This is a genomic window from Streptomyces gilvosporeus (assembly GCF_002082195.1).
In the GTDB taxonomy this organism is placed as follows: domain Bacteria; phylum Actinomycetota; class Actinomycetes; order Streptomycetales; family Streptomycetaceae; genus Streptomyces; species Streptomyces gilvosporeus.
Window position 1 is genome coordinate 5,921,171 of record NZ_CP020569.1, and the last position, 12,852, is coordinate 5,934,022.

At 72.3% G+C, this 12,852-nt stretch carries 15 protein-coding genes; 9 read left to right on the top strand and 6 right to left on the bottom strand.

Annotated features, from left to right (window positions below; translation table 11 throughout):
- Positions 1–5 precede the first annotated feature (5 nt).
- A complete protein-coding gene (locus B1H19_RS26540) occupies positions 6–398 on the top strand; it encodes a hypothetical protein (protein WP_083107256.1) in 393 nt (130 codons plus the stop codon).
- Between the two features lie 80 nt (positions 399–478).
- On the opposite strand, the gene B1H19_RS26545 is transcribed toward B1H19_RS26540, so the two are convergent.
- The gene (locus tag B1H19_RS26545; protein ID WP_237289527.1) at positions 479–829 is read right to left on the bottom strand and encodes a hypothetical protein; all 351 of its coding nucleotides are present in this window, start codon (positions 827–829) and stop codon (positions 479–481) included.
- 183 nt (positions 830–1,012) lie between these two features.
- On the opposite strand from B1H19_RS26545, the gene B1H19_RS26550 reads away from it, so the two are divergent.
- Both B1H19_RS26550 and B1H19_RS26555 read left to right on the top strand, forming a co-directional pair.
- On the top strand, positions 1,013–1,648 hold the full coding sequence (locus B1H19_RS26550; RefSeq protein ID WP_083107258.1) for a response regulator transcription factor: 636 nt from the start codon (positions 1,013–1,015) through the stop codon (positions 1,646–1,648).
- Between the two features lie 79 nt (positions 1,649–1,727).
- Positions 1,728–2,813 carry a PP2C family protein-serine/threonine phosphatase gene (locus B1H19_RS26555; RefSeq protein WP_083107259.1) on the top strand — a complete coding sequence of 362 codons (1,086 nt, stop codon included), beginning with the start codon at positions 1,728–1,730 and terminating at the stop codon, positions 2,811–2,813.
- A gap of 368 nt (positions 2,814–3,181) precedes the next feature.
- Here the strand turns inward: B1H19_RS26555 and B1H19_RS26560 are convergent, their stop codons facing one another.
- On the bottom strand, positions 3,182–4,042 hold the full coding sequence (locus B1H19_RS26560) for a transglutaminase family protein (RefSeq protein WP_083107260.1): 861 nt from the start codon (positions 4,040–4,042) through the stop codon (positions 3,182–3,184).
- 17 nt (positions 4,043–4,059) lie between these two features.
- Positions 4,060–5,091: a GNAT family N-acetyltransferase gene (locus tag B1H19_RS26565; protein WP_083107261.1), complete on the bottom strand. Its 1,032-nt coding sequence runs from the start codon at positions 5,089–5,091 to the stop codon at positions 4,060–4,062.
- Between the two features lie 140 nt (positions 5,092–5,231).
- On the opposite strand from B1H19_RS26565, the gene fdxA reads away from it, so the two are divergent.
- Together fdxA and dapC are read left to right on the top strand one after the other, a co-directional pair.
- On the top strand, positions 5,232–5,552 hold the full coding sequence (fdxA, locus tag B1H19_RS26570) for a ferredoxin (RefSeq protein WP_018089397.1): 321 nt from the start codon (positions 5,232–5,234) through the stop codon (positions 5,550–5,552).
- A gap of 168 nt (positions 5,553–5,720) precedes the next feature.
- Positions 5,721–6,818: a succinyldiaminopimelate transaminase gene (gene dapC / locus B1H19_RS26575; protein WP_083107262.1), complete on the top strand. Its 1,098-nt coding sequence runs from the start codon at positions 5,721–5,723 to the stop codon at positions 6,816–6,818.
- A gap of 87 nt (positions 6,819–6,905) precedes the next feature.
- Here the strand turns inward: dapC and B1H19_RS26580 are convergent, their stop codons facing one another.
- Entirely contained in the window at positions 6,906–7,394 is a 489-nt protein-coding gene (locus B1H19_RS26580) for a hypothetical protein (protein ID WP_083107263.1), read from the bottom strand.
- 338 nt (positions 7,395–7,732) lie between these two features.
- Positions 7,733–8,695 (bottom strand): VldE C-terminal domain-containing protein, encoded by a 963-nt coding sequence (locus tag B1H19_RS26585; protein WP_083107264.1) that lies wholly within the window; start codon positions 8,693–8,695, stop codon positions 7,733–7,735.
- Here B1H19_RS26585 and dapE point away from each other — a divergent pair.
- Both dapE and B1H19_RS26595 read left to right on the top strand, forming a co-directional pair.
- Positions 8,694–9,785, top strand: a complete 1,092-nt coding sequence (gene dapE, locus B1H19_RS26590) for a succinyl-diaminopimelate desuccinylase (RefSeq protein WP_083107265.1) — start codon at positions 8,694–8,696, stop codon at positions 9,783–9,785. The genes B1H19_RS26585 and dapE overlap by 2 nt on opposite strands.
- A 145-nt stretch (positions 9,786–9,930) precedes the next feature.
- Positions 9,931–10,680 carry an LOG family protein gene (locus B1H19_RS26595; protein ID WP_083107266.1) on the top strand — a complete coding sequence of 250 codons (750 nt, stop codon included), beginning with the start codon at positions 9,931–9,933 and terminating at the stop codon, positions 10,678–10,680.
- A gap of 63 nt (positions 10,681–10,743) precedes the next feature.
- Here the strand turns inward: B1H19_RS26595 and folP are convergent, their stop codons facing one another.
- Entirely contained in the window at positions 10,744–11,604 is an 861-nt protein-coding gene (folP, locus tag B1H19_RS26600; protein WP_083107267.1) for a dihydropteroate synthase, read from the bottom strand.
- 92 nt (positions 11,605–11,696) lie between these two features.
- Here folP and B1H19_RS26605 point away from each other — a divergent pair, with 92 nt between their 5' ends.
- Both B1H19_RS26605 and B1H19_RS26610 read left to right on the top strand, forming a co-directional pair.
- Positions 11,697–12,179, top strand: coding sequence for a DivIVA domain-containing protein (locus B1H19_RS26605; protein WP_083107268.1), 483 nt, complete (start codon positions 11,697–11,699; stop codon positions 12,177–12,179).
- Positions 12,176–12,790, top strand: a complete 615-nt coding sequence (locus tag B1H19_RS26610; RefSeq protein WP_083107269.1) for a DNA-3-methyladenine glycosylase I — start codon at positions 12,176–12,178, stop codon at positions 12,788–12,790. Before B1H19_RS26605 ends, B1H19_RS26610 begins: the two co-directional genes overlap by 4 nt.
- Positions 12,791–12,852 lie beyond the last annotated feature (62 nt).

A 12,852-nucleotide genomic window follows, 5' to 3' on the forward strand; every position in this document is an offset into this window, starting at 1 on the left:
GACTTGTGCAGGCGGGAAGCGTCGTCGGGGCGTGCGGTGTGATGCTGCTCGGCGCCGTACCTGCCCAGGCCCAGACGGAACCCTCCTTGCTCGGGGCCACGGTGGGCGCCGATCTCGCTGACGTGACCGGCATGGTTTCCAATGTCACCTGCAACAACCGGCTGGCCGATTTCAATTACAAATCGCCGCAGATCAAATCGCCGCACCCTTGTGTCAACGGCCCGGTGCACAGCGGCAACAGTGTGCACAGCGGGAACTTCATCAATCACGGCAACCCGAACAACAGCGGAAATCTCAAAAGCACGAACGGCTCCACCAATAGCGAGAATTCCGCTTCGGGGAGCACGACGGGCAGTGCCAACAATATTCAGCGGCTCCTCGGGGGCCTGCCGCACTGATATCTCTCGACAGGGAGATCGCCCGGCGAATCCGCCGGGCGATCTCTTTGTGCCGCCTCGCCGCGGCACCGCGCATTACCTCAGCGGACCTTCTGCGTATTGTTCTCGCTGTCGTTCTCGTTGCCTTTTCCGGTGTTGTCGGCCTCGGAAGCTCCGTTGATGTTGGTCGGGCTGCCACTGTTGCTCTGGTTGCCGGAAAGGTAGACGTTCTGCGAGTTCTTGAGATTTCCGCTGTTCAACGGCCCGTTGACGCAGATCTTGGCCCGGTGCTTGCACACGAGAATCGAGTCCATCTCGACCCAGGTGTCGCCGTTCCCCGACCCGCCCCATACGTCGAATCCGTCCGACGCCAAGGCAGGCGACGCCCCACCCATGGCCAAAAGCACGCCGCAAGCACCTGCGATCAAGGATTTGACACGTGCCGAATTCATCACTGTGTGGTCCTGCCCCTCGCGGTTGGTACGCCGCAGTCTTGCTACCGGGCAACCCCCCGGCCGCCAAGCCTGAACCCCGGCCCGTTGCCGTATTCACCCGCTACGCCCGCCGGATTCACCATGACGGCTCCCTCTGACGTCAACATCCGGCCGCCGCACCACGCTGGCTACGCTGGGCGCATGACCGATCCGGACGGCGAGCGGCCCGCGCCCTGTGTACGACTCCTCCTCGCCGAGGACCAGTCGATGGTCCGCGAGGCCCTCGCCGCGCTGCTGTCCCTCGAACCCGATCTGGAGGTCGTCGCCCAGGCGGCCCGCGGCGACGAGGTCCTCCCGGCGGCCCGCGCCCATTCGGTCGACGTCGCCCTCCTGGACATCGAGATGCCCGGCGGCAACGGACTGGACGCCGCGGCCGCCCTGCGCGCGGAGTTCCCCGACCTCAAGCTCGTCATCCTCACCACCTTCGGCCGCCCCGGCTATCTGCGCCGTGCCATGGAGGCCGGCGCCGACGCCTTCCTGGTCAAGGACGCCCCCGCGGCCCGGCTCGCCGACGCCGTCCGCCGCGTCCTGCGCGGCGAGCGGGTCATCGACCCGGCCCTGGCCGCCACCGCCCTCGCCGACGGCGCCAGCCCCCTGACCGAGCGCGAACGCGACGTACTGCGCCTGGCCGACGGCGCCACCAACGCCGAGATCGCCGCCGCCCTGCACCTCTCCCAGGGCACCGTCCGCAACTACCTCTCCCTCGCCATCCAGAAGACCGGCGTCCGCAACCGCGCCGAGGCGGTCCGCACGGCCCGCGACAAGGGCTGGCTGTAGGACCTGTCCGGAGGTCCGGCGGCCCGGGGACCTTGGTCCCTGTGCGCTGCCGCCGCATGTCTTGCAGGCTTGAACTGTTATGCCTGCCACCCGCCCGCCGGACGGCGGCGCCCGCGCCGCCGCGGTGCTGATCCTCCTCGTCGTGACCGTCGTGGTGGTGGACGCCACGACCGGCCCCGAGCTGCACATCTCCTCCTTCATGGGCATCGCCCCCCTGGTGGCCGCGCTGCGCTGCTCGTTCCGCTGGACGCTGGTCGTGGCCGCCGTCTACCTCGGCTGCCTGACATACGTCGACATCCTCACCGTTCCGGACTGGGCCCCCGCCAGCCGCGTCGTCGGCGTCTTCGGCGCGGCCCTGGTGGCCGTCTTCGCCCTGGTGCTGTGCCGTACGCGGCTGCAGCGCGAGGCACTGCACGCCCGTACGAGCCTGGTCGCCGACACCGTGCAGCGGGCCGTCCTGCGCGAGCTGCCGCTGCGCGCCGGGCCGGTCGAGGCGTACGGCTTCTATGTCTCGGCCCAGGAAGGCGCCCGGGTCGGCGGCGACATCTTCGAGGCCGTCGAAACCCCGCACGGGCTACGGCTGATGATCGGGGACGTCCAGGGCAAGGGCATGCCCGCCATCGGCGCGGGCCTGGACGTCCTGGCCTCCTTCCGGGAGGCCGCCCACTACCAGGAGTCCCTGGAGTCCATCGCCGAACGCATGGAACAGGCCCTGGCCCGCTACAACACCCGCTCGGCCGCGCAGGGCTCCGACGAGCGCTTCGTGACCGCGCTGCTGATGGAGGTGCGCGGCACCGGCGAGGGCCGGGTCCTGTCCTGCGGCCATATCCCGTACTACCTGGTACGCCGCGGCGTGGTCCACGAACGCCGCGACGGCGAGGGCGCCCTCCCGCTCGGCCTGGGCCCCCTTGTCGCCGAACGGCGCCGCAGCGCGCGGGTACGTCCCGAACCCGACGACTGGGTCGTCCTGTGCACGGACGGCGTCACCGAGGCCCGCGGCCGGGACGGCACCTTCTACCCCCTGCGCGACCGCCTGTCCGCCTGGACCCACCTGCCGCCCGCCGACCTGGCCCGCACCCTCCGGGCCGACCTCGAAGCCTTTACGCGTGGCGATCTGAAGGACGACGCCACCGCGCTGATCGTCCGGCGGTCCGTGGCGCTCTAGGTTTCTCCCCACGTTTTTGTCTGCGGCGCCGCGGTGTGTTTCTCGCCGTTTCGCCTGCGGCGGGCGTGGGTTGGTACGGGTGCGGTGCCACGCCTCCGGACTTCGTCCTGCGGCGCGGCCCCTCCCGTGAGTGGGGGGGGAAGAAGGCCGGTGGTCCGCCCCCACCGTTTTTCTCCACCCCCAACGGGGAGGTGCCGGGCCGTAGCGGCGGAGCCGTGTAGGGCCGGTGCCGCTGCCGGACAGCCCCGCGCTGGGGGCACCTCCCAGCGTTAGCTGGGGGAGGCAACGCCCGCCGCAGGCGCAACGGCGAGAACACACCGCGGCGCCGCAGGCAAAAACGTGGGGCCCAGGCAAAGCGCAGCGGACGGTCAATTCAACATGGCCCGCGCCGCCGCCGCCTCGCGGCGGAGGGTGGTGGCGGTGGTGGGGTCGACGGCGTCGAGAACCCGGGCGTACTCCTCCAGCTCTTCGGCGCCCTCCAGGAACTCGCCGCGCTGGACGAGCAGTTGGGCGCGTTCATGGCGTAGCCGGGCCGGATGGCTGGGGAGGAGCAGGGACAGGTCCAGGGCCCAGAGCTGGACGGCGCTGTGTTCGGGGCGTGCCTGCGCCCAGGCGCGGATGTTGTTGAGGATGCGCAGCACGATCTCCCGCGGATCGGCGGGCGTGAGCATCGGCGCGGTCAGTTCTCCGCCGGTGGTGCCCCGTACCAGCAGCGCCGCGTCCGCCTCGCCCAGCAGCCGCCCGCCCGCGAACGGGTCCACCAGCACATGCGCGCCGGAGGGATCGCCGAGGCCGACGACGAAATGGCCCGGCAGTGCCACCCCGTACACCGGCGCCCCGGCGCGCCGCGCGACCTCCAGCCACACCACCGACAGCAGGATCGGCAGGCCCCGGCGCCGCCGCAGCACCTGGTGCAGCAGGGATGACTCCAGCCGCCGGTAGTCGGCGGGGGAGCCGCCGAAGCCGCAGCGGGTGCCGAGCAGCCCGGCGAGGTTACGGGCCCAGGCGCCGGGGCCGCCGGTCGGCGCGTACGGGAGCAGCCCGGCCAGCCGGTCCAGTTCGATCTGGGCCTCGTCCATGCCCTTCTCGTCCAGCTCCGGATCGGCCTCCGCGCCGATCAGCAGGCACAGCAGGGCGAGATCGGGTTTCTCCTCGCGTGCGGCCTCGGCGAACTGCCGCCGCCGCGCGGCGCGGCCGCCGTCCGCCTCTGCCCCGAAATCCTTGGCCATAGCAGGGGGATCCCCGTTCAGCGGGCGGAGCCCGGCAGGGCCCGCCGGTAGTGGTAGCGGTGGTGGTCGGCGAACCCGAGCCGGTCGTAGAGCGCGCGGGCGCCCTCGTTGTCCGCCTCCACCTGGAGGTATGCGGCCGAGGCGCCCTCCGAAAGGGCCTGTTCGGCGAGCGCCGCCATCACCCGTGTGGCCAGCCCCCGGCGCCGCTGGGCCGGGGCCACCTCGATCGCCGCGAAGCCTGCCCAGCGCCCGTCGACCACCACCCGGCCGATCGCCGCGGGGTGCCTGTCCGGCCCCGGAACGGACGCGAACCACACCGAGGGGCCGCCGGTCAGCACCTTGAGCGCGGCCGCGGTCTCCGCCGCCCCGCCGGCCCGGTGGTACAGCGCGAGCCACTCCGCGTCCGGTTCCCGGGCCAGGGCGACGCGGGCAGGCGCGTCCCCGGTGGAGCCGGGGGAGGCGTCGGCGAGCGGCGCCAGGGCACCGGTCCGTACGACCGTCTCCGCCTCCGCGGGCCAGCCCCGCTCCGCCAGGGCGTCCGCCAGCGCATCGGCGGCGTCCGCCCGGCCGGTGGGGACCGTGATCAGCGCGGGCAGCCCGCGCTCGCCGTACCACTGCCGGACCCGCTCCAGCGCGGCGTCCAGTGGGAGCCCGGGGTCGCCGAGGGCCAGTACGGAATTCGCCCGCCGCGTGAATCCCGCGGAGGCGCGCAGCGTCCAGTCCCCGAGACGTGCGGTCTCCAGGGCCGGCCAACCGCGGGCGGCGACCTCCTGGAGCTCGCGGGTATCGGCCGCCGGGCCCCTTCTACGGGCCGGGGCGGCGGGAACAACCTTGGCCGCGACCAGTGCGGACTCCTCGATCCGTACGGTCGCTCCCGTGCGCCGTGTGATGCTCAGCACACCCTCGTCCCAGGATGTGAGAACGCCGACCGCGTCGGTGAACGCGGCCTCCCCCGGCCCACCCCCGGTCAGACGGCGAACAGATACCCTTTTGCCCACGTCAGCATGGGTGATCCGGACTTCCGCGCGGCCGCGGGCCATGAATTCCATCGCTCTTCCCGCCCCTCTTGTTCGTCTCGTGCCAGGGAACGGAGATACTAGGTGGCGGGCATCGACGACGCCGCGCTCCCGCGCGCCCAGCGGCGGTACTGCCTATCGGACCGCCGGCCCTACTGAGGAGGAACGACAGCGTGACCTACGTCATCGCGCAGCCTTGTGTCGACGTCAAGGACAAGGCATGCATCGAGGAGTGCCCCGTCGACTGCATCTACGAGGGTTCCCGGTCCTTGTACATCCACCCGGACGAATGTGTCGACTGTGGTGCGTGTGAGCCGGTGTGCCCCGTCGAGGCGATCTTCTACGAGGACGACACTCCGGAAGAGTGGAAGGACTACTACAAGGCGAATGTGGAGTTCTTCGACGAGCTCGGTTCGCCCGGTGGCGCCAGCAAGCTCGGCCTGATCGAGCGCGACCACCCCTTCATCGCAGCGCTGCCGCCGCAGAACCAGTAACAGCCCGGGGACCGGGAGGGCGCCCGTCCGTTCCCTCCCGCCTCCGCGGTCACCAGCGGGTCGCTCGGCGCCACCCGGTCCCGTACGGCCCCGATGCCGTACGGGACCGCGGTTTTTTGTGCGCCGCCGGCCCCCGCGCCACCCCGCCTGAGAAAGTGAGCACCGATCGTGGGCGCAGTATCCTCACGCCTTCCCGTCTTCCCCTGGGACCGGCTGGAGCCGTACAAGACCACCGCCGCCGCACACGCCGACGGCATCGTCGATCTCTCCGTCGGCACCCCGGTCGACCCGGTGCCCGCGGTGATCCAGCAGGCCCTGGCCGACGCGGCGAACAGCCCCGGATATCCGACGGTGTGGGGGACGGCGGCGCTGCGTGACGCGCTGACCGGCTGGGCCGGCGAGCGGCTGGGTGCCCGCGGGCTGGCGCACACCAATGTGCTGCCGGTGGTCGGTTCCAAGGAACTGGTGGCCTGGCTGCCGACGCAGCTGGGCCTGGGCCCCGGAGACAAGGTGGCCTACCCGCGGCTGGCCTACCCCACCTACGAGGTCGGCGCCCGGCTGGCGGGCGCCGAGCCGGTCGTCTACGACGAGCCCACGGAACTGGATCCCACGGGCCTGAAGCTGCTGTGGCTGAACTCCCCGTCCAACCCCACCGGTCGGGTGCTCGGCGCCGACGAGCTGCGCCGCACCGTGGCCTGGGCCCGCGAGCACGGCGTCCTGGTCTTCAGCGACGAGTGCTACCTGGAGCTGGGCTGGGAGGCCGACCCGGTCTCGGTGCTCCACCCGGACGTCTGCGGCGGCTCGTACGACGGGATCGTCGCCGTCCACTCGCTGTCCAAGCGCTCCAACCTGGCCGGCTACCGCGCCGCCTTCCTGGCCGGTGACGCCGCCGTCCTCGGCGAGCTGCTCCAGATCCGCAAGCACGGCGGCATGATGGTCGCCGCGCCCGTCCAGGCCGCCACCGTCGCCGCGCTCGGCGACACCGCGCACGTCGCCGAGCAGCGCGAGCGCTACGCCCGCCGCCGCGCCGCGCTGCGCACCGCCTTCGAGGCGGCCGGCTTCCGCATCGAGCACAGCGAGGCCTCGCTCTACCTGTGGGCGACCCGCGACGAGCCCTGCTGGGACACCGTCGGCGATCTCGCCAAGCGCGGCATCCTGGTGGCGCCCGGCGAGTTCTACGGGGCCGCGGGCGAGCGGTTCGTACGGATCGCCTTCACCGCCTCCGACGAGCGGGTGGACGCCGCGGTGCGCCGCCTGGCGGAGTGAGCCACAGCCACAGCCGCTGACGCAGCCGAACGCGCCGGGGCCCGGGGAGAGCGGATCTCCCCGGGCCCCGGCGCGTGGTGCGGACCGTCAGCTGCTCAGGCCCGGCAGGGTGACCGCGTGGGCCGGCAGACCGCCGAGCAGACCGCCCGCCTGCGCCGGCACGGGTGCCCCGTGGACCTTGGGGGTCTTGCGCGCCTCGTGGGCCTTCTTGGCCAGCGCCTCGGGCGACAGGGTGTGCTTGGCGGCATAGGCGCCGGCCTCGGCCGCCTTCTTGGCGCCGTACGCCGAGGCCGGCTGGACCTCCGCAACCACCGGGGAGGTGGCGCCGACCACCGTCGGGACCGCGGTCATCGCGGTCTCCTTGCCCGCCTCGTTCACCAGGCCGGCGCCCGTCACGGCACCGTGCTCCAGGGGCTGGCTGACGCCCGCGGTGTCCAGGGCGGACAGGCTCCCGACGCCGGGTGCCTGGGGCAGGGCGACGGCCTCGGCGGAGCCGGCCGCGGCCACCACGGGAGCGGCGCCTGCGGCTACGAGCAGGGCGGCTCGGGCGATCCGACGCGTAACGGGGAGGGACATGGTGCTCCTTTTACGGAGAGGGACTCGTACTTCGGACGCGTGCTACTGAGACTCGTGAGACTCGTATGTCTGGCGATGTGCCAGGCCCGCCGGGCGGACGTCCTGACTACCGCGTCAGATCTCCGAAGGTTGCGGTGAACTCAGGTAAAGAGTTGGTAACCCCTCACATCATCGGACCTGAGGGACGCGTGCTGATATGCCCATGGCCCGCGGGAATGCGGAAACGTCACACCTCTTGCGGGGCAAGGGAATTGCCGGACGGGAGATGCGCCTTTCGCGCAACGCGCCTTCCAGGAAAGGGAGTTGAGGGTCTCGCCCCGATCGGGGGATGCGGCGGACTATTGCGCGGTGACCAGGCGCACGCCGTCGGCGCCCGCGCCCGCGGGGTCCGGCTTCGTCTGCCAGCCCTTCCCCGCATCGGCCGCCGACCACAGACGGCCCGCGTAGGAGATCTGTTCGATCCGCAGCTCCGCGGAGTGGGCCATCGCCCAGGACGCCAGCTCCCAGCCGCGCCGCACGCGGTCGCCGTCCGCGGCCGGCTGCACCGGCACCGTGATGCTGCGCTCCCCGGCCGCCGACCTGCCCCCGGTGCCCTCGGTCCGCGGCAGCACCTCGGGCCCGAACTCCCGCACCAGCTGCTCGCGCACCTTGGCGACCCCGCCGGCCTTGCCGTCCACCGGGGGGCTCTGGCTGCACACCAGCGCGGCCCCGTCCCGGCCGGTCAGCGCCCCGGTCAGCCGCGCCGCATTCGCCTCGTGCTTCGCATACGCCTGCGGATAGCCGCTGCGCTGCACCTTCTGCGCGGCGACCGTCAGCGGCAGCCGGGAATAGCCGGGCACCTTCGCCAGATGCCGGTAGAACTCCCCGGCCGAATAGACCGGGTCCAGGATCTGCTGCACCGTGCCCCAGTCCTGCGACGGCCGCTGCTGGAAGAGGCCGACCGAGTCCCGGTCGCCGAAGTCGATGTTGCGCAGCCCCGACTCCTGCATCGCGGTCGCCAGCGCGATGGTCACCGCACGCTCCGGCAGCTCCCGGGAGGACGCCACCGCCGCGATCGTCGCGGCGTTCGCGGCCTGCTCCGGGGTCAGCTCGTACGGCGCCTCGTCGCCCGCGGCCTGCACCGTGCAGTGCGGTGCACCGGGGCCGCCGGTGATGTACTGCACCACCAGATAGGCGGCCAGCCCGAGGAGCACGGCGACGGCAGCGGCGATACGCCACGGGCGCTTACGGGAGGCGGGGGCTTTGGACGGGACGGACACGGGGCCACCGTACTGGAGTGCTGCCGATAGGGTCGGATCCATGCAGAGCTCCGCACACCGCCCCGCCCTCGACCTGTCGCTCGACGCCGCGCAGCTCACCGCGCAGCTCGTCGACATGCCCTCCGTCAGCGGCGCGGAAAAGGATCTGGCCGACGCCGTCGAGCACGCCCTGCGCGCGCTGCCGCACCTGACCGTCGACCGCTACGGCAACAACGTCGTCGCCCGTACGCACCTGGGACGCGACGAGCGGGTGGTGCTCGCCGGACACCTCGACACCGTCCCCATCGCCGACAACGTCCCCTCCCGGCTGGACGAGGACGGCGTCCTGTGGGGCTGCGGCACCTGCGATATGAAGTCCGGCGTCGCCGTCCAGCTGCGGATGGCCGCCACCGTGCCGGCGCCCAACCGCGACCTGACCTTCGTCTTCTACGACCAGGAAGAGGTCGCCGCCCACCTCAACGGCCTCGGCCGCGTCGCCGAGGCCCACCCCGAATGGCTCGCGGGCGACTTCGCCGTCATCCTGGAGCCCTCCGACGGCCAGGTGGAGGGCGGCTGCCAGGGCACCCTGCGGGTCCTGCTGCGCACCACCGGGGAGCGCGCGCACTCCGCCCGCAGCTGGATGGGCGCCAACGCCATCCACGCCGCCGCCCCGATCCTGGCGAAGCTCGCCGCGTACGCACCGCGCCGCCCCGTCATCGACGGCCTCGAATACCGCGAGGGCCTCAACGCCGTGGCCATCGAGGGCGGCGTCGCCAACAACGTCATCCCCGACGCCTGCACGGTCACCGTCAACTTCCGCTATGCGCCCGACCGCAGCCCCGAGGAGGCGCTGGCGCACGTCAAGGAGGTGTTCGCGGACTGCCCGGTGGACGAGTTCGTCATCGACGACCACTCCCCGGGGGCGCTGCCGGGCCTGTCCCACCCGGCGGCCAAGGCGTTCATGGAGGCCGTCGGCGGCAGCGCGCTGCCCAAGTTCGGCTGGACCGACGTCTCCCGCTTCAGCGCGCTCGGCGTCCCGGCCGTCAACTACGGACCCGGCTACGCCCTGCTCGCGCACAAGAAGGACGAACGGGTCGAGGTCGACCGCATCCTGCACTGCGAGGAGCGGCTGCGCGCCTGGCTGACGAGCTGAGCCCCCTCCGCCGCACCGGTCCCGGGACCGCCACAGAGCCCGGGACCGCCCGCCGCCTGCACTTATACCGGCGGAATTCCCCTCCGCGTAACATCGGTGGATCTACGCTGAAGCGGCAACGATCGCCCAGCGGAGGGAGAACGTCATGGCCAACCCCGAGGGAGCACCGACCCCCGAGGAGCAGCGGCTGGGTCCCGTACTGCGCCGTCACGACCAGGTGCAGCCCGGAACGACGGACCAGCGGCTGCTGGACTCCGAAGGCCCCTCCGAGTGGGTGCACACCGACCCCTGGCGGGTGATGCGCATCCAGTCGGAGTTCGTGGAGGGCTTCGGCGCGCTGGCCGAGCTCGGCCCGGCCGTCAGCGTCTTCGGCTCCGCCCGCACCCCCCGCGAGTCCACCGAGTACGACGCCGCCGTACGGATCGGCGCGGCCCTGGTGAAGGCCGGCTTCGCGGTGATCACCGGCGGCGGGCCCGGCGCCATGGAGGCGGCCAACAAGGGCGCCGCCGAGGCGGGCGGGATCTCCGTGGGCCTGGGTATCGAGCTGCCCTTCGAGCAGGGCATGAACCCGTATGTGAACCTCGGGGTGGACTTCCGCTACTTCTTCGTCCGCAAGACCTGCTTCGTGAAGTACGCCCGCGGTTTCGTCGTCCTCCCCGGCGGGCTGGGCACCCTCGACGAGCTGTTCGAAGCGCTCACCCTCGTCCAGACCCGGAAGGTCACCCGCTTCCCCATCGTGCTGTTCGGCGCGGCCTACTGGAGCGGCCTGATCGACTGGGTGCGCGGCACCCTCATCGCCCAGGGCAAGGCCTCCCCGCACGACCTCGAACTCTTCCACGTCTCCGACGACGTGGAAGAGGCCGTCGCGCTGGTCACCAAGGAAGCCGGGATCTGAGGAGGCCGGGATCCAGGGCCCGTCCGACGGGCCGGCGTGGGCCCGCGGGAGCGGGCCGCCGTCCTACGCCAGTCCCCGGCGGGCCACCGCCGGGGGCCGGTGGCCGGCGATGGAGGCCACCATGTCCAGCACCTGACGGGTCTCGGCGACCTCGTGGACCCGGTAGACCTGCGCGCCCAGCCAGGCCGATACGGCGGTGGTCGCCAGCGTGCCCAGCACCCGGTCCTTGACCGGCTTGTCGAGGGTCTCGCCGACGAAGTCCTTGTTGGACAGGGAGACCAGCACCGGCCAGCCCGTCGCGGTCATCTCGCCCAGCCGGCGGGTCGCCTCCAGGCTGTGCCGGGTGTTCTTGCCGAAGTCGTGCCCCGGGTCGATCAGGATCCCGTCGCGCCGTACGCCCAGGTCCACGGCCCGCTCCGCCAGCCCCAGCGTCACCCGCAGGATGTCGGCCATCACGTCGTCGTAGGTCACCCGGTGCGGACGGGTACGCGGCTGGACGCCACCCGCGTGGGTGCACACCAGGCCCACGCCGTAGCGCGCGGCCACCTCGGCGAGCGCCGGGTCCACCCCGCCCCAGGCGTCGTTGAGAAGATCCGCCCCGGCCTCGCAGACCGCCTCGGCGACGTCGTGCCGCCAGGTGTCGACGCTGATCACCACATCGGGGAACCGCTTGCGCACCTCGCCGACGAACCCGACCGTGCGGCGGGCCTCCTCCTCCGCCGTCACCTCCTCGCCGGGACCGGCCTTGACCCCGCCGATGTCGATGATCGCGGCGCCGTCGGCCACCGCCTGCGCCACCCGGGCGAGCGCCGGCTCGTCGTGGAAGGTGGCCCCCTGGTCGTAGAAGGAATCCGGGGTTCTGTTGACGATGGCCATGATCACCGGCTCATGCGCACCGAACTCGCGATTTCCCAGCCGCAGCATTCCCTGACTCCCTCTCCGTGGTCCGGGAGCGACACTAACTGTCAGACCCGCATGGCACGATCGGTGGCAGGCACAAGTCCGGGGAGTTGGTCGTGTTCTGGTTCTTGCTGATCGCGATGGTCGTGGTGGTGGCCGCGGTCACCCTCGTCGTCGTGGGCGGGGGAGACGGCGTCGGGGGCGGTGGCCTGCGGGACGCCGAGCCGCAGCGGCTGCACGACCCGCTGCCCGCCGACCGCCCGCTGGCCCGCGCCGATGTGGACGCCGTTCGCTTCGCGGTGACCGTCCGCGGCTACCGGATGGACGACGTCGACGACGCCCTGGACCGCCTCGGCGCCGAGCTCGCCGAGCGCGACGCCCGGATCGCCGAGCTGGAAGCGGCGCTGGCCGGGGCGCACGCCGCCGCGATGGGCGGCAAGGAGCTGATACGGGAGACGGGGCCGGGCGGGGGAGCGGACGCGCGGCCCGCCGCACCGTCCGCCGGTGTCGACGGCGCGGAGACCGGGCCCGCCGGTGCGGGCGGCGAGCATGGCGTAGGCGACGACAAGGGCGACGAGACGGACGGGGGACGGGCATGAGTACGAGTGGTGTGGTGACGGCTCCGGACGGCATTCCGCGCTGCCCGTGGGGGATGGAGTCGGAGCAGATGGCCGACTACCGCGCCTACCACGACACCGAATGGGGCCTGCCGGTCCACGGCGACGATGCGCTCTTCGAGCGGATGAGCCTGGAGGCGTTCCAGTCCGGGCTCTCCTGGATCACGATCCTGCGCCGCCGCCCCGGCTTCCGGGCCGCCTTCGCCGGTTTCGAGATCGCCGCGGTGGCGCGGTTCACCGACGAGGACGCGGCGCGGCTGCTCGCCGATCCGGGGATCATCCGCAACCGCCTCAAGATCGCCGCGACGATCCACAACGCCAAGGTCGCCACCGCGCTGGCCCCCGGCGAGCTGGACGCCCTCATCTGGTCCTACGCGCCCGACCGGGCAGGCCGCCCCGTGCCGCGCACCGTCGGCGATGTGCAGCCGGTGACCCCGGAGTCGACGGCGCTCGCCAAAGACCTCAAAAAGCGCGGCTTCCGCTTCGTCGGCCCGACCACCGCCTACGCGATGATGCAGGCATGCGGCCTGGTCAACGACCATCTGGCGGACTGTCATGCACGGACGACGGCGGAGGCGGCGGCGACCGGCTGAGCGGGGCAGGCGGCAGACGGACCGGCGGCCACCGGAGCGACGTCCGGGGACCGAGGGGTCGG

What these genes read in the sequence shown, in the direction of transcription:
- B1H19_RS26560 (WP_083107260.1), bottom strand. Translation starts at nt 4,042, where the DNA reads ATGGCCAAGGATTTCGGGGCAGAGGCGGACGGCGGCCGCGCCGCGCGG.
- B1H19_RS26565 (WP_083107261.1), bottom strand. Translation starts at nt 5,091, where the DNA reads ATGGAATTCATGGCCCGCGGCCGCGCGGAAGTCCGGATCACCCATGCT.
- B1H19_RS26585 (WP_083107264.1), bottom strand. Translation starts at nt 8,695, where the DNA reads ATGGATCCGACCCTATCGGCAGCACTCCAGTACGGTGGCCCCGTGTCC.
- B1H19_RS26610 (WP_083107269.1), top strand. Translation starts at nt 12,176, where the DNA reads ATGAGTACGAGTGGTGTGGTGACGGCTCCGGACGGCATTCCGCGCTGC.
- B1H19_RS26580 (WP_083107263.1), bottom strand. Translation starts at nt 7,394, where the DNA reads ATGTCCCTCCCCGTTACGCGTCGGATCGCCCGAGCCGCCCTGCTCGTA.
- B1H19_RS26545 (WP_237289527.1), bottom strand. Translation starts at nt 829, where the DNA reads ATGAATTCGGCACGTGTCAAATCCTTGATCGCAGGTGCTTGCGGCGTG.
- dapE (WP_083107265.1), top strand. Translation starts at nt 8,694, where the DNA reads ATGCAGAGCTCCGCACACCGCCCCGCCCTCGACCTGTCGCTCGACGCC.
- B1H19_RS26595 (WP_083107266.1), top strand. Translation starts at nt 9,931, where the DNA reads ATGGCCAACCCCGAGGGAGCACCGACCCCCGAGGAGCAGCGGCTGGGT.
- folP (WP_083107267.1), bottom strand. Translation starts at nt 11,604, where the DNA reads ATGCTGCGGCTGGGAAATCGCGAGTTCGGTGCGCATGAGCCGGTGATC.
- B1H19_RS26555 (WP_083107259.1), top strand. Translation starts at nt 1,728, where the DNA reads ATGCCTGCCACCCGCCCGCCGGACGGCGGCGCCCGCGCCGCCGCGGTG.
- B1H19_RS26550 (WP_083107258.1), top strand. Translation starts at nt 1,013, where the DNA reads ATGACCGATCCGGACGGCGAGCGGCCCGCGCCCTGTGTACGACTCCTC.